22 protein-coding genes are annotated in these 16,928 nt (G+C 67.2%); 12 read left to right on the top strand and 10 right to left on the bottom strand.

The features are described 5' to 3' along the window. Positions 1–4: 4 nt before the first annotated feature. The 4 genes from Q0D75_RS12675 to Q0D75_RS12660 all read left to right on the top strand — a co-directional run bounded on the left by Q0D75_RS12675 (position 5) and on the right by Q0D75_RS12660 (position 2,982). The gene (locus Q0D75_RS12675) at positions 5–1,324 is read left to right on the top strand and encodes a DUF4041 domain-containing protein (RefSeq protein WP_291053947.1); all 1,320 of its coding nucleotides are present in this window, start codon (positions 5–7) and stop codon (positions 1,322–1,324) included. A gap of 347 nt (positions 1,325–1,671) precedes the next feature. Next, complete coding sequence (locus tag Q0D75_RS12670; protein ID WP_291053945.1) at positions 1,672–2,064, top strand: hypothetical protein; 393 nt, start codon at positions 1,672–1,674, stop codon at positions 2,062–2,064. Between the two features lie 334 nt (positions 2,065–2,398). Beyond that, positions 2,399–2,620, top strand: a complete 222-nt coding sequence (locus Q0D75_RS12665) for a DUF6290 family protein (RefSeq protein WP_291053943.1) — start codon at positions 2,399–2,401, stop codon at positions 2,618–2,620. Continuing rightward, on the top strand, positions 2,557–2,982 hold the full coding sequence (locus Q0D75_RS12660; protein WP_291053941.1) for a type II toxin-antitoxin system RelE/ParE family toxin: 426 nt from the start codon (positions 2,557–2,559) through the stop codon (positions 2,980–2,982). The genes Q0D75_RS12665 and Q0D75_RS12660 overlap by 64 nt, the downstream gene beginning before the upstream one ends. On the opposite strand, the gene Q0D75_RS12655 is transcribed toward Q0D75_RS12660, so the two are convergent. Then, positions 2,954–3,487 carry a hypothetical protein gene (locus Q0D75_RS12655; protein ID WP_291053939.1) on the bottom strand — a complete coding sequence of 178 codons (534 nt, stop codon included), beginning with the start codon at positions 3,485–3,487 and terminating at the stop codon, positions 2,954–2,956. The two genes, Q0D75_RS12660 and Q0D75_RS12655, sit on opposite strands and share 29 nt — an antisense overlap. Before the next feature lie 88 nt (positions 3,488–3,575). On the opposite strand from Q0D75_RS12655, the gene Q0D75_RS12650 reads away from it, so the two are divergent. The 5 genes from Q0D75_RS12650 to Q0D75_RS12630 are packed head-to-tail and all read left to right on the top strand — an operon-like array spanning position 3,576 to position 7,123. Then, positions 3,576–3,902 carry a nucleotidyltransferase domain-containing protein gene (locus Q0D75_RS12650; protein WP_291053937.1) on the top strand — a complete coding sequence of 109 codons (327 nt, stop codon included), beginning with the start codon at positions 3,576–3,578 and terminating at the stop codon, positions 3,900–3,902. Next, a complete protein-coding gene (locus Q0D75_RS12645; protein ID WP_291053934.1) occupies positions 3,899–4,354 on the top strand; it encodes a HepT-like ribonuclease domain-containing protein in 456 nt (151 codons plus the stop codon). Before Q0D75_RS12650 ends, Q0D75_RS12645 begins: the two co-directional genes overlap by 4 nt. Further along, positions 4,276–4,782, top strand: coding sequence for a HigA family addiction module antitoxin (locus Q0D75_RS12640; protein ID WP_291053933.1), 507 nt, complete (start codon positions 4,276–4,278; stop codon positions 4,780–4,782). Before Q0D75_RS12645 ends, Q0D75_RS12640 begins: the two co-directional genes overlap by 79 nt. Continuing rightward, entirely contained in the window at positions 4,779–5,726 is a 948-nt protein-coding gene (locus Q0D75_RS12635; RefSeq protein WP_366513440.1) for an ABC transporter ATP-binding protein, read from the top strand. Before Q0D75_RS12640 ends, Q0D75_RS12635 begins: the two co-directional genes overlap by 4 nt. Then, positions 5,723–7,123 carry an ABC transporter permease gene (locus tag Q0D75_RS12630; RefSeq protein WP_291053932.1) on the top strand — a complete coding sequence of 467 codons (1,401 nt, stop codon included), beginning with the start codon at positions 5,723–5,725 and terminating at the stop codon, positions 7,121–7,123. Before Q0D75_RS12635 ends, Q0D75_RS12630 begins: the two co-directional genes overlap by 4 nt. Before the next feature lie 23 nt (positions 7,124–7,146). Here Q0D75_RS12630 and Q0D75_RS12625 read toward each other — a convergent pair whose 3' ends face one another. After that, the gene (locus tag Q0D75_RS12625; RefSeq protein WP_291053975.1) at positions 7,147–7,455 is read right to left on the bottom strand and encodes a hypothetical protein; all 309 of its coding nucleotides are present in this window, start codon (positions 7,453–7,455) and stop codon (positions 7,147–7,149) included. Between Q0D75_RS12625 and Q0D75_RS12620 the strand changes: the two genes are divergently transcribed. After that, the gene (locus Q0D75_RS12620) at positions 7,346–8,608 is read left to right on the top strand and encodes an HNH endonuclease signature motif containing protein (RefSeq protein WP_291053973.1); all 1,263 of its coding nucleotides are present in this window, start codon (positions 7,346–7,348) and stop codon (positions 8,606–8,608) included. The genes Q0D75_RS12625 and Q0D75_RS12620 overlap by 110 nt on opposite strands. 277 nt (positions 8,609–8,885) lie before the next feature. Here Q0D75_RS12620 and Q0D75_RS12615 read toward each other — a convergent pair whose 3' ends face one another. The 6 genes from Q0D75_RS12615 to Q0D75_RS12590 all read right to left on the bottom strand — a co-directional run bounded on the left by Q0D75_RS12615 (position 8,886) and on the right by Q0D75_RS12590 (position 13,512). Further along, positions 8,886–9,281 (bottom strand): hypothetical protein, encoded by a 396-nt coding sequence (locus Q0D75_RS12615; RefSeq protein ID WP_291053930.1) that lies wholly within the window; start codon positions 9,279–9,281, stop codon positions 8,886–8,888. 238 nt (positions 9,282–9,519) lie between these two features. Next, a complete protein-coding gene (locus Q0D75_RS12610) occupies positions 9,520–10,548 on the bottom strand; it encodes a methionine synthase (protein WP_291053929.1) in 1,029 nt (342 codons plus the stop codon). Beyond that, a complete protein-coding gene (locus Q0D75_RS12605; RefSeq protein WP_291053927.1) occupies positions 10,545–11,537 on the bottom strand; it encodes a putative oxygenase MesX in 993 nt (330 codons plus the stop codon). Before Q0D75_RS12605 ends, Q0D75_RS12610 begins: the two co-directional genes overlap by 4 nt. A gap of 804 nt (positions 11,538–12,341) precedes the next feature. Continuing rightward, positions 12,342–12,623, bottom strand: a complete 282-nt coding sequence (locus Q0D75_RS12600; RefSeq protein WP_291053925.1) for a helix-turn-helix domain-containing protein — start codon at positions 12,621–12,623, stop codon at positions 12,342–12,344. Beyond that, positions 12,620–13,024 (bottom strand): VOC family protein, encoded by a 405-nt coding sequence (locus Q0D75_RS12595; RefSeq protein WP_291053924.1) that lies wholly within the window; start codon positions 13,022–13,024, stop codon positions 12,620–12,622. Before Q0D75_RS12595 ends, Q0D75_RS12600 begins: the two co-directional genes overlap by 4 nt. A gap of 32 nt (positions 13,025–13,056) precedes the next feature. Then, positions 13,057–13,512 carry a MarR family transcriptional regulator gene (locus tag Q0D75_RS12590; protein ID WP_291053922.1) on the bottom strand — a complete coding sequence of 152 codons (456 nt, stop codon included), beginning with the start codon at positions 13,510–13,512 and terminating at the stop codon, positions 13,057–13,059. A gap of 51 nt (positions 13,513–13,563) precedes the next feature. Here Q0D75_RS12590 and Q0D75_RS12585 point away from each other — a divergent pair, with 51 nt between their 5' ends. Both Q0D75_RS12585 and Q0D75_RS12580 read left to right on the top strand, forming a co-directional pair. Then, positions 13,564–14,358, top strand: coding sequence for an alpha/beta fold hydrolase (locus Q0D75_RS12585; protein WP_291053920.1), 795 nt, complete (start codon positions 13,564–13,566; stop codon positions 14,356–14,358). A 159-nt stretch (positions 14,359–14,517) separates the two neighbouring features. Further along, positions 14,518–15,387: a G5 domain-containing protein gene (locus Q0D75_RS12580; protein ID WP_291053918.1), complete on the top strand. Its 870-nt coding sequence runs from the start codon at positions 14,518–14,520 to the stop codon at positions 15,385–15,387. 14 nt (positions 15,388–15,401) lie between these two features. Here the strand turns inward: Q0D75_RS12580 and Q0D75_RS12575 are convergent, their stop codons facing one another. Both Q0D75_RS12575 and Q0D75_RS12570 read right to left on the bottom strand, forming a co-directional pair. Continuing rightward, positions 15,402–16,208: an anti-sigma factor gene (locus Q0D75_RS12575; protein WP_291053916.1), complete on the bottom strand. Its 807-nt coding sequence runs from the start codon at positions 16,206–16,208 to the stop codon at positions 15,402–15,404. Beyond that, complete coding sequence (locus Q0D75_RS12570; protein WP_291053914.1) at positions 16,195–16,836, bottom strand: sigma-70 family RNA polymerase sigma factor; 642 nt, start codon at positions 16,834–16,836, stop codon at positions 16,195–16,197. The genes Q0D75_RS12575 and Q0D75_RS12570 overlap by 14 nt, the downstream gene beginning before the upstream one ends. Positions 16,837–16,928: the final 92 nt, after the last annotated feature.

Below are 16,928 nucleotides of genomic sequence, written 5' to 3'. Positions count from 1 at the left end.
GGAGATGCCTGTCGCCTTCAATCCCCCGCCCGGATGGCCCAAGCCTCCTCTCGGATGGCAACCGCCTGCAGGGTGGACACCCGATCCGTCCTGGCCACCGGCTCCCGACGGCTGGCAGCTGTGGATCGACGATGCGGCGCCGAGCGCTGTTCCCACTCCACCCGCCAGAACCGAACGCGAGGATGTTCGCGCTGAGGCTGACGCCTCCTCGTACGCGGCCCGCATCGCGTACCTCGAAGCTGAGAACGCTGCATTGCGTCAACGGGCCGCGAACTCGGACTCCCCCGACGCGAGCATCGAACTGGATGATGCGCGAGTGCTGCAGGATGTCGGCATCTATCGCTATCACCATCCGTTGGAGTCAGCGGCGGCCTACCAGGAGCGGCTTGCCGACTTGGAAACGCGCATCGCGGACGTGATCAAAAGTGATCGAGCGATCGCGAAGAGCGAGTTGTTCACCTTCAACAACTCGCTCGCGCAGGGCCGGAAGATGACTTCCGACCTCGGCAAGCTGATGCTGCGGGCCTACAACGCTGAGACGGACAACGCCCTCCGCACTCTCCGAGCCGGCAACGTCATCACCGCGAAGCGACGGCTCGAAGCGTCGCGGACAGCCATCGCGAGACTCGGCGCACTCATGGAGATGCGGATCGACGATGCCTTTCACGAGCTGCGTATCGAGGAGATCGAACTCACGGCCGACTGGCTGATGAAGAAACAGCAGGAGCGAGAGGACGCTCGCGAAGAGCGTGCGCGGCTGAAGGAAGAAGAGAAGGTCCGGCGGGAGCTGGAGGAAGAGCGCGCAAAGCTCGACAAGGAGCGAGCTCACATCGCCTACGCGATCGAGGCCATGGCCGCGAAGGGCGAGCAGGATGAAGATCTCCTGCGCCGACTCGCCGCCATCGACGAAGCCATCGTGGAGAACGACTTCAGGGCGGCGAATGTTCGAGCCGGCTATGTGTACGTGATCTCGAATGAAGGCGCATTCGGACACCAGGTAGTGAAGATCGGTCTCACCCGACGACTTCGCCCGCTGGAGCGGATTGCGGAGCTCAGCGGAGCATCCGTGCCGTTCCGATTCGACGTGCACACCCTGTACTTCTCGGAGGATGCCGTGACTCTCGAGAACGAACTTCACAAGCACTTCGCATCGCGAGCGCTGAATCAAGCGAACTTCCGGAAGGAGTTCTTCTTCGCCACACCAGGTGAGGTGCGGGAGGTGCTCCTAGAGAAGGTGGGCAACCTGCTGGAGTTCACTGAGGCCGCCGAGGCGACGGAGTACCGGCAGTCGCGGGGAGCTTGGCCGGCGGGAGTGACGAGGTAAGCGAACATCTGGGATGGCACGATCGAGGCCGCATACCTGGCCTCGCCTGCGACTGGGCCGATTCATTGACCTACATCCCGGTCTAGATACAGATGTCTATACCGGGCTATACTTTGCGGATGCCGCGCCCGCAGAAGTACCGCGATGTGATTTGAGCGGTACGGGCAAACGGGTGGGTACTCATCCGTCGTGGCAAAGGCGATCATGAGATCTGGGGAATCCCCGACTCATCTTCGCCGAACGACAAACACAGCATCCCGCATCACAGCGAGGTGTCCGCCGGCATCATCGGCGACCTGATCAAGAAGCTCCCGCACACTCCCTACAACTGGCGATAGGAGACGAACATGACGACGAAAGGCAAGACAGAAGTGAAGGCACGCGCTCGACGCGATGGCCGATGGTGGTACATCGAGTTTCCGGAGCTGGGCACCTCTGGTCAGGCTCGCACGATCAAGGAGATCGACGAGATCGCTCTTGAGGTCGCTGCGCTCTGGCTCGACGTGGATGAATCGACACTGGACGTCGCGGTCGAACTCGACCTCCCCGAGCGAGCCGCTCGGCTGTGGAACGAGGCCAACGAGGCCGATGCTCGAGCACGAGAAGACGCCAAAGCTGCTGCAGCACTCCGACGAAGTGCGGTTGCGGCCCTCCAGGACGAGCACATCAGCAAAGCTGACGCTGCGCGACTGCTGGGTCTCTCGCCGCAGAGAATCAGTCAGCTCGCTCGGGCGTCGTGAGGTGAATGACCGGCATCCATGTCGAGCAAGTGATCTCCTCGAGACCGCTCAAGTCCCGCCGGGAAGCTCGATCGGATGCATCACGCGCTCAGCCACGGAGGCGGCTAGCGGGTGGCCATGTTGTGAGGCCGGAAGCGGGCTCTCCACAGATCGCCCGCGACGTCGGTGACCGCCCGTTGAATCGACGCGCTCCCTACATTCCGCCGCTGGATCGACCGCGAAAGAAAGTAGGGGCGAAATGCGAGACCGTTCTGTGGAGCTTGCGCTACCTGCAGCTCGGAAGTCAGACCATATATCCTCATTGCAACATCTGCGAGCACGTGAAGGAGATGACATGACCCTCTCGATCGAACTGAACGACGAGGAGCAGCGCCGTCTCGACGCAATTGTGGCGCGCACGGGCAGGCCGTCCGAAGATCTCGTCCACGAGGCACTCTCGATGCATTTCGAGGAGCTCGAGGAAATCGCTTGGGCCGAGAGCACCGCTCGCGCGTGGCACGCATCGGACAAGAAGACGCGGCCATTCAGCGAGGTCCGGCGCGAGCTCGGGCTTTGAGCCACTGGTCCATCGAGACCAGCGCTGAGTTCGACAAGACGTTTCGCAAGCTCGACCGCACCGTCGCGGCACGGCTCGCTGCGTATCTGGATGAACTCGCTGGGCTGGATGATCCGCGCTCACGCGGCAGGGGATTGACCGGCGGCTACGCCGGTATCTGGAGGTATCGAGTGGGTGACTACCGGCTACTCGCCGAGGTGCTCGACGACCGACTGGTCATTCTCGCTTTCGAATTCGTGCATCACTCCACGAAGGCTGGATCGCCCTGCCGACCCGGTCGGTTCGTTCGCCGAGTTGGCCACTGCGATGTCCCTCGTTATCGCTCGATCCCTGTCACGGGGTCTTGGAGCAGCTTCCCGTGAAACGTCCTGGTACCGAACCGCTGGTCGTCCAGGTGAAGGTGGCCACGGTGTCGGATCCGTCGACGACCGTCCACGTCGTGACATCCACCGTGATCGTGGTGTCGCCGCTCGGGAGTTCGGCAACGCTGTCGGAGCTCGTGTCTTCGCGCTTGACCTCGTAGCCCGCCGCATCCGCGGCATCCGTCACCGCCTTCTCCGCCGCGGTCAGCCCTGACGGGGAACCGACTTGATCGACCAGAGTGGCGCAAGTCTCGCGCGCTATCGCGGATGCGCTCGGCTGTGCCGGCGCGGTCTGACTCAGCAGGGTGGCGCTCGCAACGATCACTACAGCGCCCGCGAGGACCATGCCACCGGAGCGCACGCCCCAGCCGAGCTTCGACGGTTCTTGCGCATCCGGTTGCCGGTAGAAGGGCCGAACCGCGACGCGCCAGAGTGGTTTGAGGAACAGCCCACCGAGCACGAGCAGGACGCCGACGACGATGAGGACGATCAGAAGTGCGGCCATCGGCACATGGTATCCAGGAGACCATTAATGAGGTATACTCCACATGTCTGCGGACTCGTCGTTCACATCGATTCGAAGGAGCAGATTCATGAACCAGCTGCCTGTTGAGATGGTGCGGCCGAGCGCGGTTCTTGGGGAGCGGCGAGACGCGATACGGCAGCAGCTCGCCGAGCACGGGGTGGTCTCTGCCGGCGTCTTCGGCTCGGTTGCGCGCGGCGAGGATACGACGGAGTCAGATCTCGATCTGATCGTTGAATTCGGGCCGGGGCATGCGCGAGACGTGATCGGCCTTGAAGCTGCCCTGCTGGAACTACTCGGCACGACGGTTGACGTTGTTGACGCGCGAGCCGTCTGGAGTCGAGCCAAGGCAACCGGACTCGGGTATTCGATCCTGCGGGAGACCGTTCCTCTGTGAATCAGCGCGAGGCAGAGGCAATCCTCGCTCTTTGGCTGGAAGTCGATCAGGGATTGGCACTAGTCGACGAGTTGAAGGACTCGCATCGCCACTGGCGCGATGAGCTGGCAGCGGAGCGCGTGGTCGAGCGCATATTTCAAGCCGCCGAGAGCATCCCGCCAGAGATACGAATCCACCACTTCGGACCAGAGGGCTTCAAGCGACTTCGGGGCATGCGGAATCGACTCGCACACAACTACCGGGAGATCGACGTCAGCATCCTCTGGGGAACCCTCACAGACGAACTTCCGAGGGTCCGCGACCGACTGGAAATGGACTGTCAAGTCGCCTCGGCGATCGTCTTGGCCGAACGGTTCGAGGAGGAGAAGAGCGAGTGGTTGCTGCTACACCTAGCCGCAACAGCGGGATCGGCAATGGCGGTTGGAGACGAAGGCTCCTCGCACACGCACTGATTCACCCGGGAGAGATCCTCCTCGAGGAGTTTCTGAAGCCACTGGAGGGTCAGTACCGGCTTGCGCAGACGATCAACGTGCCCGCTCGGCTGATCAACGAAATCATTCACGGCAAGCGTGGGATCTCCCCCGATACCGCTGCGTGCCTCGCGCGGGCGTTCGGCACCTCTGATCTGTTTTGGACCGATTTGCAGACCCGATACGACCTGGGATTTGTGGCCGAGGCGAGGCCGGGGAGCTCGACCGGATCATGCCACTGCTCAGCGCCTGAGCACCTCGCCGAGCCTGCCTTGGGCCGGTCGAGTGAGCACGGCCCGGCGGTCGGAACGCGTCATACCTCAGGACCAAACCGGGGCCGAGACGCGCGTGAGGATGGTCCTGGAGGCCGATTCGGCAGGCCGCCCGGGATCCCTACCGTGGTCCCATGAGCACTTCAGCACCCCAGTCCCTCCAGACCCGCGCCGTCGTCGCGCGCGGGATCACCAAAGTCTTCGGCTCGCCCGAGTCGCCCGTGCACGCCCTGCGGGGCGTCGACCTCGATGTGGCCGCCGGGTCGGTCACCGCCATCATGGGGCCGAGCGGATCCGGGAAGTCGACGCTGCTGCAGGTGCTCGCCGGGCTCGACACCCCGACGTCGGGGCAGGTGTGGCTCGCCGAGCAGGAGATCACGGGGATGCGCGACGAACCGCTCACGCTGCTGCGGCGTCAGCGGATGGGGTTCGTGTTCCAGGCGTTCAACCTGCTGCCGGCGCTGACGGCCGAGGAGAACATCCGGCTGCCGTTCCTTCTCGCCGGGTCGCGGCCGAGCACAGACGACGAGGCGTGGATCGGCGCCGTCGTCACCCGGCTCGGCCTCCGCGATCGCCTCGATCACCGGCCGCACCAGCTCTCCGGCGGACAGCAGCAGCGCGTCGCGATCGCCCGCGCCCTCGTCACCCGACCCGACGTGATCTTCGCCGACGAGCCCTCGGGCGCCCTCGACAGCGCGTCGGGCGACGAGGTGCTGGGGCTGCTGCGGTCGGCATCGACCGAGTACGGCCAGACCGTCGTACTCATCACGCACGACCCGCGGGCCGCGAGCGTGGCCGACCGCGTCATCCTGATGAGCGACGGTGCCGTGATCGACGACTTCGACGGCGGCACCGCCGAGCAGATCAGCGCGCGGGTGAGCGGGCGGACGAGCGGGCATGCCACCGCGCATATCGCCGGGATTGGAGGCGTGCAATCGGACGGGCGGATGAGCGCGCACACCACCGGCCATATCGCCGGGGTTGAAGGCGCGCAGATGAACGGGCTCGCCGTCGGACATCCGGCCGGGCCCGCCCCCGCCGCCGCACAAAACACCGACCAGCTGCCGGCGGTGTCCGAATGAGGCTCTGGGCCCTGCGCGAACTGCGGGAGACCGCCGGGCGGTACGCCGCCGGGGTCGCGGTGGTGGCCGTGGTCGCCGCGTTCGCGGTGCTGCTGCTCGAGACCATCGAGGTGTTCGTGCGGGCGCTCTCGACGACAGGAATGCAGGATGCCGCTCCGGTGCGCGCGGCCCTGACATCCGTCGGGCTCGTGTTCCTCGGGATCGCGGTGCTGACCGCCGCGATCGTCATCTCCGGAACGTTCGCCACCGTCTACGCCGGACGCCGGCGCGACATCGCGCTGCTGCGGCTGGTGGGGGCGACCTCGCGGCAGATCCGGCGGGCATCGCGCATCGACGGGCTCGCCGTGGGAGCCGCTGGAGCCATCGCCGGAATCGCCGCAGGCATCCTCGTGTCGCTGGCGGCCATCGGCATCCTGAACGCCTCGTTCGGCGCGGGGCTCGAGTTCGCGTGGACACCGCAACTCATCCTCGTTCCCGCCGTCGTGTGCCTCGCGGTGTCGACCCTCGCCGCCTCGAGCGGGGCCAAGATCGTCGCCCGCGTCTCCCCCGCCGAAGGCGCCCGGAGCGACGCCGGCAGCACGCAGGTGCCCGCATCCGTCGCGCGCGGTCGAGGGATCGCCGGGATCGTGCTCGCCGTCGTGGGCAGCGGGTTTCTCGCACTCGGTGTGATCGCCGGGCTGGTGTCGCCGTTCGGGCTGCTGATCGCCTTCCCGGGCGGGGTGCTCTCGATCGTGGGCATCATCCTCGGTGCTCCCGCCTTCACCGCCCCGATCGTCGGCGGCGTGACCCGGATGCTCCGCGGCCGCGGGGCAGATCTGCTCGCCGGCGCGAACCTGCGAGCGAACCCCGTGCGCACGGCTCGCACCGTCGTGTCGGTGCTGATAGGGGTGACGCTCGTGACGATGTTCACGGTCGCCGGCGAGATGTACCTCGCCCAGACCCGCGCCTACTTCGGCGACGCCGTCGAGCTCGAGCAGGTCTCGCAGTTCATCACGGTGATGCTGATCGTGGTCTACGTGCTCACCGCCTTCTCGGTTCTGGTCGCAGCCATCGGGCTGGGCAGCAACCTGTCGCTGTCGGTGCTGCAGCGGCAGCGCGAGATCGCGGTGCTGCGCTCGGTGGGGCTGACCGCGCGCCAGGCCCGGCGCATGGTGCTCGTCGAGAGCGTCGTCGTAGCCGGGATCGGCGCGGTGTTGGGCCTGCTGCTGGGTGTGCTCTACGGGTTCGTCGGCGCCAACTCGACGTTCGGCGTGCAGGGGTTCAGCGGGCCGGTGCTCTCGCCGTGGTTCGTGGTGGCGGTGCTCGGCGGGGCGGTGGGGTTCTCGGTGCTCGCGTCGATCTTGCCGGGTCGCCGGGCGAGCCGGGTGCACCCTGCCGAGGCGCTGCGCGATAGCTGACGGCGGGGGCCCGGAACCGGCGTTCACGGCGCGCCCTGGTCTGAAATTAATCGAGCTTTCATCAGGTCTTTCTGATAGAATCTCAGTATGCAGACAGCCGCTGAACTCCCGGAGATCACCGCCGATCTTCGCGGCGTCGTGGGCAGGATCTGCGCGGGGTTGGCGGGGCTCAGTGGTGACGAGGTGCTGGAGGTCATGGCCGATTTCGAGGCGGCAGGGCGGGTGCTCTCGGCGGGGCAGGTTCGGGTTGCCGGAGAGGTCGGGGTGCGGTCGCGCAGCGAGCTCGGCGACGAGGGGTTGAGCAGGTCGCAGAACTTCACCAGCCCGGTCAAGCTCGTCTCCACAGTCACCGGCACGTCAGTGCGCGAGAGCAAGACGCGCCTCGAGATCGGGCGACGGCTACGGGGCTCGGTGCTGTTGGGTGGCGGCGAAGGGCCGGCCCCGTTCCCGGTCGTCGGCCAGGCCCTTGATGACGGCTCCCTCGGGGTTGAGACGGCATCGATCATCGTCGCCCGGTGCGCCGAGCTCACGGAGCGTGGATGTGCGCCTGATGTGGTGGCTAGCGCCGAGCAGACCCTCGTCGACGAGACCCTCACGAACCACCTGACTGCGGATCAGGCATCCCGGCTCGCGATCCACTTGCGCGAGGTCATCGACCCTGATGGTGCGGAGCCTCGGGATGAGCGGCTCCAGCAGCAGCGGTCGCTCACCATCGGCCAGCCCAGTGATGGCATGATCCGGGGCCGGTTCGCCCTCACACCCGAACAGGGCAGTGTGTGGTTGGCCAGCATCCAGGCCATGCAAAGCCCCCGCATCGCAGAGTCACCGGGCGGCGGGCCGCGGTTCCTCAGCGAAGAGGAGTTCATGGCGCAGACCGCTACCGCTGATATCCGTTCGCAGGCGCAGAAGAACGCCGACACGATCACCGAACTCATCGCCCGCGCCGCCGGTGCCCCGGACATGCCCCGCCTCAACGGCGCCACCACCACCCTCAACGTCCACATAACCCTCGACAACCTCGAAACCGGGCGCGGCGTCGGGTGGATCGACGGCATCAACGAACCGGTTCCCGCTTCCACCATCGCGCAGCTGCGCTGCACCTCCCCCACCGCCGTGACACTCTTCAACGATCGGGGTGCGGTGCTCTACCACGGCAAGACAGAACGCCTCTTCACTCCGGCCCAGAACCGGGCACTCGCGGCCAGAGACGGCGGATGCGTCTGGCCCGACTGCGACCGACCACCCTCGTTCTGCGAAACACACCATGCCGACGAATGGGTTTCGGCCGACCATCCACCGGGCCGCACCGATATCGACAACGGCGTGCTGCTCTGTCACTTCCATCACTCGCATCTGCATAAGTCGTCCTGGAAGTTGATCATGCATGCGGGGGTGCCTCACCTCATCCCGCCGAGGTGGATCGACATCGCTCAGACGCCGATCCCGACCACCCGCCGACGCACCACCCACCGCCCAGCCGCCTAACCAGACGCGCCCATCCCCGAGAACCGGGCACAGTCATCGAGGGCAAGCGCGAAGCGCGCGGCAGCCAACCCGCCATACCAAGCATCCGGGCACCGAACCGCACGGGGCTGCCGCGCGCTTCGCGCTTGCCGACGATGATCATGGCCGGGACGGTAGGTGCCGCGTCGCACCTGGGGTGACAGCAGGCGGAAACGAGCGCAAATGGATATTCGGGCAGGAGAGACCTGCTCGACTCGGAGTCTGCTCCCATCGCCGAACTCGATGCGGTCGGCCACCCTCAGGAGTGTTGCGGGCGGACCCAGATACTGCGGAAGGACGGGAGGAAGATGACGATCGCGCCGAGGAGAGCGCCGGCCACCAGGGTGAGTGATCCGGCCTCCGGCAGCCACGGCGACTCGGATGTCGCCCCGAGCCCGATGACCAGCCAGGCACCGGCCGCACCGACCGCGAGCAGCACGGCGAATGTGGTGAGCACGCGGGCAGAACGGGTCGAGACCCCGCCGCGGGCCACGATGGCCAGTCCCACGATCGAACACAGCATGACCAGGAACAGACCTAAGAACGCCACGCCGAACAGTGCGCCGGCCGCGTCGATGTCTCCACTGCTGGTGCCCGCGGACGACGTCGGCACCGCCCCGAAGAACGCCAGACCGAGCTGCGAGAGATTCACCACTTGGTCATCCTCGGAGTACGACGTCACCGTGACGAACGGAAGGAACAACGACAGGATCAGCAATGCCTCCGCCGCGAGCACCGGCAGGAGTACGGCGATCCTCTCGAGGGTCGCAAGACGCTCGTCGAACCGTGCACGAGAGTCCCGTTCGTCGGTGACTGAATTTTCCGTACCCTCGCCCACGATCTCCCCCAGTGTCGCTCGTGCCCGTTGGTTCGAGCGTACGCCCGCCTTGCGGCTAAGCCGAGAGCTCGGCTCGGAGGAGGGCCGCGCCGGCGCCAAGCGCGGCGAGCTTGCCGCGGGCGACGGATCGGGGCAGGGGCGCCATACCGCAGTTGGTGGAGGGGTAGAGCTTGTCGGCATCCACGAACTGGAGAGCCTGCCGCAGAGTGTCGGCGACCTCTTCGGGCGTCTCCACGTCGGCGGACGCCACGTCGATGGCCCCGACCATCACCTTCTTGCCCCGGATGAGCTCGATCAGGTCGATGGGCACGTGCGAGTGGTGCGACTCGAGCGAGACGATGTCGATGGCCGACGCCTGGATCTTGGGGAAGATCGCCTCGTACTGACGCCACTCCTCCCCCAGGGTCGCCTTCCAGTCGGTGTTCGCTTTGATGCCGTAGCCGTAACAGACGTGCACCGCCGTCTCGACAGTGAGGCCTTCGATCGCCCTCTCCAGCGCGGCCACGCCCCAGTCGTTCACCTCGTCGAAGAAGACGTTGAACGAGGGCTCGTCGAACTGGATGATGTCGACGCCCGCATCCTGCAGCTCGCGAGCCTCCTCATTCAGAATCGTGGCGAACTCCCACGCCAGCTTCTCGCGACTGCCGTAGTGGGCGTCGTAGAGGGTGTCGACCATGGTCATGGGGCCGGGCAGGGCCCACTTGATGGGCTGGTCGGTCTGGGCGCGAAGGAACTTGGCATCCTCGACGAAGACCGGCTTCTCGCGGGTGACCGCACCGACCACGCGCGGCACGGAGGCGTCGTAGCGGTCGCGGATCCTGACCGTCTCACGGTTCTCGAAGTCCACCCCGCTGAGGTGCTCGATGAAGGTGGTTACGAAGTGCTGTCGGGTCTGCTCGCCATCGCTCACGATGTCGATGCCCGCGTGCTGCTGATCCGCAAGCGACAGGAGCAGAGCATCCTGCCGGCCCTCGGTCAGCGCGTCACCCTCGAGCTTCCAGGGCGACCACAGCTTCTCGGGCTCTGCGAGCCACGAGGGCTTGGGCAGGCTACCCGCGGTCGAGGTGGGAAGCAGCTTGCTCATGAACGTTCTCCCTGCAGATCGAGCTGGTGGACCTGGGCCGCGAACACTGTCGACCACTCCTCGAGGGCAGTCCTGTGCGGCGTGATGAAGTGCTCCTCGGCGAACTTGCCCTGCTCGAGCGCCAGGCGGCTGCGCTCCTCGCGGTCGTAGTCGATCGACGTGGGCGAGAAGTCCGGATTCGTCAGGCTGGGCTGGAACGACTCCCCGGCCGTGTAGTTGGCCGTGTAGATCTCCGGTCGGTAGATCTTCTGGAAGGTCTCCATCGTGCTGATCAGGGCGGCCAGCTCGAGATCGGTGTAGTCGGCGGTCAGATCGCCGAGGTGGTAGAACGCGAGCGGCGCTGCGCTGCGCGGGGGCATGAAGAAGCGCACGCTCAGGCCCATCTGCGCGAAGTAGGCATCCGTCGCCGAGTACTCACTCTGGCGGTACTCGATGCCGAGAACCGGATGCTCCTTCTCGGTGCGGTGATAGGTCTTGCTGGTCGAGACGCTCAGGCAGATGACGGGCGGCTTGTCGAAATGCTGCGCGTAGGCATCCGAGGCCAGAAAGGCCTTGAAGAGGTTGCCGTGCAGCTCCCCGAAATCGGCCGTCTTGCCTTTGGGGAGCAGGATGCTGAAGTCGTAGTCGCGCACATACGAGGAGAAGTTGTTTCCTACGGTGCCCTTGATGCGTTCGCCGGTGCGGCGGTCGATGATGGTGGTCTGCAGCACCTCGATCAGCGGGACGGCGTCGCGGATGCCCTCGCCGTCGACGTCGACGCTGGCCGAGATGATGTCGAGTTCGACCGTGTAGCGGTCGCCGTCTTCGTTGTCGTGCGGGGTGAGGTCGTTGAAACGACCGTCGATCATCGTGAAGGTGTTGCGCAGGTTCTCTTGGCGCTTCTCGCCTCGGGCGAGGTTGGCGAAGTTCGTGGTGATGCGGGAGTTGTGGAGGGGGCGGTAGTCCTCGTCGAAACGAGTGCTGTCGATCTGGAAGGTCACGTTCGTCATCGACAGAACCCCGCCCGTGCGAGACCCGCGTGCATGCTGCTTCCGCCGGCGATGTGGGCGTTCATGATGGTGACCATAGCGGTGTGCTCCTCGACTTGGGGAAGCCGCGCTGGCGCGACTCCACGGATAGGGACGTCGCAGGCGTGTCCCTGATCGGGACGCGAGGCTTCGTTGTGCGCACTGCCCTAGCAGGCTACGCCAGCCGGGCGCGGTCGTGGGGGCGGATGACCTCGCGTTACGGCGCGTGTTCCGCAAGGGGGCCGGAGCTGGGCCGAGATCGGCTCACCCGGAGCGTCAGGAAGGTCGCTGCACCACAGGTGACCACCACAGTGGCCCCACTGATGGGCAGTGCCCACGACATCCCACCCAGGCAGCCCGCGACCGTCAGAGCCGCGACTCCCGCCGTTATCGCGACCACGGTCGAGACTGCACGCCCAGACGCCGAACGCGAACGCGAGGATGCGACGCCCCACGCCAGCACGGCGGCGAGCGCCACGACGCCGCCATAGACGGCGCCGATCATCAAGCTCCCGATGATCGCGAAACCCCAGAAGCTGAAGTCTCCTTCAGCACGGACGGCGAATGCGATCTGAGACGCGGCCATCGCCGTGAGACCTGCGTACACGGCCGCAAGGCCGCTCACGCCGAGGTAGGGGGCGTGCGGGTCGGCCAAGCGTTCCGCGTCAGGAATTCCCGGCACGTGGTCGGCCGGGGGCGACTTCCTAGACACAAGCATCCTCCTCTCCCGACTGCTGGGGAGCATAGCGGAAGGCGCGGGGGCCAGGTCGCCGCTCGGCGGGCGGCCTAGGCTCCCTCGGCGGCCCAGCGACCGAGCGCGGTGATCGCGTCGCGGAGGGCTAGACCGCGGTCGGTCAGGGCGTAGGCGCGGGTGTTGTGGCGGAGGGGCAGACGGGACAGGATGCCCGCCGCCTCGAGTTCGCGCAGGCGGGTCGCGAGCATGTTCGTCGGCACGCCTAGGTCGCGCTGGAGATCGCCGTAGCGCTGCGGGCCGTCGAGGAGACGCTCCACGATGAGCAGAGCCCAGCGCGCGCCGACGACGTCGAGAGCGGCGGCCAGATCGCTCACGCGGTCGGATCGGCGTCCGGCTTCATCCAGAACGGGGAGTAGTGGTAGCCGTCGGGGTCGTCGAACTGGCGCTGGTACATGAAGGGGTAGTCGTCGATGTCGCCGATCCGCCCGCCGGCCGCACCGGCACGCTCGACCAGCTCGTCGACCGCCTCACGGCTGCCGAGGTCGAACGAGACCGTGACTTTCGAGGGGGTGTCGGGGCCGCCGACGAGCTCCTCGGTGGCGCCGACACTCGCGTACATCTCGCGGCTGCCGAGCATGACATACTGCTCGGGCGCGATCGCGAAGCACGACACGTTGTGGTCGGACATCTCGGCGTTGAGGGTCCAGCCGAGGGCCGTGTAGAAGGTGGTCGCGCGTTCGACGCTCTCGACCGGGCAGGTGATGAAAAGGCTCATGCGGGTAATACTTGCAAAATGCAAGTGAGGCGTCAAGCCCTGCTTCGGGCGCCGTCCGCCGGGTCGGAGGCAGACTCGGCGCGGTCGGTCAGGCTCGTCAGGGCATCGAAGAGCGCCGCGCGCTGGGACTCGTCGAGCGGCGCGAAGAGCGCCGGCAGCTCAGCGGCCGCGACTACACGGCCTGCAGCCAGCGCGTCGACCCCGGCGGGGGTCAGCGCATGCTCGAGACGACGGCCGCGGCCGGGCATCCGCTCCACCAGGCCGCGGTCGATGAGCCGAGTGGCGAGTGTGCCGAACGACTGGTCGCTCTGGAAGGTCGCGACGGCCAGGTCATGAGCGGATGCGCCGGGGGCCTGGTCGATCGCCCGCAGAGCGTCCCATTGCACGAGGCTCACGCCCGCGGCCCGAAGCGCCGCATCCATCGTGCGGTGATTGCGGTACTGCGCCCGCTTCAGCGCCTGCCCGAGGAGTTCCAGATCGATTGCCACGGTGTTACTGTATCAGCAGATTTATATAAACATATTGATTTGGAGTATCCCATGACCTTTCGATTCATCTCCCGCGCATCCGTCACCGAGGCCGGCGACCCGTCGCTGCCGACAGCGCTCGTGCTGCACGGGGGCGGCGGCCCCCGCACCGTGGCACCGATCGTCGGCCACCTCGCCGCGACCCGGCACGTGCTCGCCCCGACGCACCCGGGGTGGGACGGCACCGGGCTTCCCGACGGCCTCACCTCGGTGGCCCAGCTCGCCGGCGACTACCTGGAGCTGCTGCTGAGCGACGGTCCCGACCTCCTGGCACCGGGCGGGGTGACGATGGTGGGATCGTCGATCGGCGGATGGATCGCCCTCGAGATGGCGATTCAGGCCGCGGGCGACTCACGCTTCGAGGGACTGATCGACTCGGTCGTCGTCATCGACGCCGTGGGGGTCGAGGTGCCCGGCGAGCCGATCGCCGACTTCTTCTCGCTGAGCCCGAGGCAGCTCGCCGAACACGCGTGGCACGACGCCGACCGCGGTTTCATCGATCCGGCCGGACTCTCCGACGAGCAGCGATCGGTGCAGTCGGGCAATGCGCGGGCGATGGCGGCGATCGCCGGCACGACGATGAGCGATCCCACCCTGCTCGCGCGGCTCTCCGCCGTGACCGCGCCGACCCTCGTGGTGTGGGGCGTGAGCGACCGGGTGGTCACTCCGGCCTACGGGCGGGCCCTGGCCGCGGCGATTCCGGATGCGCGATTCGCCCAGATCGAGGAGGCCGGGCATCTCCCCCACCTGGAGGCGGGAGCCGCGACGTTCGAGGTCATCGACCGGTTTCTGGAGCTGCCGCGCTGAGTCTCGGCGCGCGTCGGGCCGGCCCGGGCGGAGAACGACCCCCCGAAGAGGGACTGACGGGCATATCTCTACACCCGTAGTGTTCAGCACACCCCGTCGCACCCGTCTGTGCGCAGCTCGGCCGATACCCCCGGCCCACCCGACCCGATTGCGACGACGATGCCCTCAGCGCTCCCTCCTACTAAGGGCGAACGGGCCGGCTGGCGCCCGTCGCTGTCCACGTGGATCGTCGCGGCCATCGGCGTGCTCGTCGGCCTGATCGGCGTCGGCACGAGCGGGCTCGGCGGGTTTCTCATGGGCATCTCGCTGTTCGGGCTGGGTGCCGGGATCTGGACACTCGTCAGCAAGCGGCCGAGCTGGCTCAACCTCCCGCGCACCAGGCGGGCTGGCGGTGCCGTGCTCGGGATATCGTTCGCAGTGCTTCTTCTCGGTGCCGTGGTCTCTCCGCATCCGCAGCCGGCCGGCCAGGCCCTCGGGTTGGCGGGTGGCGCTCCGGCCTCGCAGAGTGCCACTTCGGCTCCCAGCCCGAAGAGCACTCCGACCGCGACTCCCAAGCCCTCCCCCACTCCCACCCCTTCGCCCACTCCGGTGACCACCGTGAAGATCGTCGAGACGTCGGATGCGGTCGGTTACGCCCAGTCCAGCTACGAGGATCCGGATGCCGACGCGGGAACGAACGTGGTCGTGACCGCCGGGGTTCCCGGAACGAAGGTCTCGCGCTGGGAACTGACGCTCGTGGACGGCGTGGAGACCGGCCGCACGCTCGTGTCGGAGACGGTGACGGTCGCTCCCGTCGACGAAGTGACGGCGATCGGCATCCGCCAACCGCCGCCGCCAGAGGAAGCGCCTGCGCCTGAGGACGCCGGATGCAGCCCCAACTACGCCGGGCCGTGCGTGCCGATCGCATCCGATGTCGACTGCGCGGGAGGGAGTGGCAACGGCCCGGCCTACGTCGAAGGACCGGTACAGGTCATCGGGCCGGACATTTACGACCTCGATCGCGACGGCGACGGGATCGCCTGCGACTGACGCCTGCCGGACGGTCAGAGCGCGCGGAGCTCGCCCCGCACGATCGAGTCGCCGGAGTGCGTGGGGTCGCCGTCGTCGGCCTCGGCGGAGATGTCGACCAGGGAGTACTGGTCGAGGTCGATGCCGTCCGGCACGTCGAACGAGCCCTCCGGGCCGTCGAGGAATCCGATGCTGACCAGGCCCGTTCCGTCGGAGCGGATCAACCACACCTCGCGCAGCGGCGACGCGCCGCCACTGGCGTCGGTCTGCGGGTCGACGTCGACGACCACCCGGCGACGGCCGTCGGGATCCTGCTCGACCACGGCACTGCCCCGCGCATCCGGCCAGCCGGGGAACGGGGTGAGCTCTGCTCCGGCGACCGCGATGCCGCGCGTCGACTGCTGCGCCGTCTGCCACCAGACTCCGAGGCCGGCACCGGCGACCACACCCAGAACGACACCGGCAGCGGCCAGCGGCACCCAGATGCGGGATCGACCGGTCAACCGGCGACGCCGGGTGGCGTGATGGGGGGCGAGCGGCGGGGTGGCGGCTGACGGGGATTGCTCGGCGGACGGGGCGAGCACGGATGACGGATGAGCATCCGGATGCGCCAGCGGCGCCTCGGCGAGGCCGAGTTCGGCACTGATGCGGGTCCAGACGTCCGCCGACGGAGCGACGAGCTCCGGGGCATCCTCGGATCGGCCGAGCTGCACGGTGCGGCTGAGCGCCGCCAGTTCCTCCGAGCAGCGGGCGCATTCGGCCAGGTGAGCGCGCTCGAGTGTGCTCGGGCCGGCATCGCCCAACGCGATCATCGCGAGTGCGTCGGCATCAATATGAGTCATCGTTCACCTCCAGACGTATTCGGAGCCGAGTGAGACTTCGACGGATGTGGCTCTTCACGGTGCCGAGGGGAAGATCGAGGTCATGGGCGATCTGCACGTGGGTGCGATCATCGTAGAACGCCAGCTTCATCACCTGGCGCGGGACGGGCTCGAGTCGGTTCAACTCGTCCACGATCACCAGGCTCTCGGTCAGCTTCTCCGTGGCATCGACCTCGGCCGGCGGCGTGCGGACGACGTGCGCCTCCTCGGCCCGGCGGAGGCGGCTGCGGGCCTCATGGGCATCGGCGATGCAGTGCCGGGCGATGCCCACCAGCCACGCACCCAACGGCGACCGGGCCGGGTCGAATCCCGCCCGGCCCCTCCACGCCGACACGAAGACCTTCTGGGTCACGTCTTCGGCATCGCGCGGATCGCCCAGCGATCGGAGCGCGAGCGTGTGCACGAGGGCCGACCAGCGCGAGTACGCCTCGGCGAGCGCCCGCTCGTCACCGTCGCGGAACGCGGCGAAGAGGGCACGGTCGGCGGCGGCGGTTGCGTCAGGAGTGTCGGCGTCGTCACCGGGAGAGGTGCTGTCAGGGGCGCTGCCAGAGCTGCTGTCTGGCGTTCCGCCGGAGAATCGATCTGTCACCGGGACACACCGCCTCCTCCACACCCCCGCATGATCGCGGGCCGGACCGTTCGGATGCTCGCAGCGCGGAGTGGGCGCCGTCGCCATCGGAT

Source organism: Herbiconiux sp. (assembly GCF_023264855.1).
GTDB lineage: Bacteria > Actinomycetota > Actinomycetes > Actinomycetales > Microbacteriaceae > Herbiconiux.
This window is presented reverse-complemented; position numbering and strand designations above follow the sequence as displayed.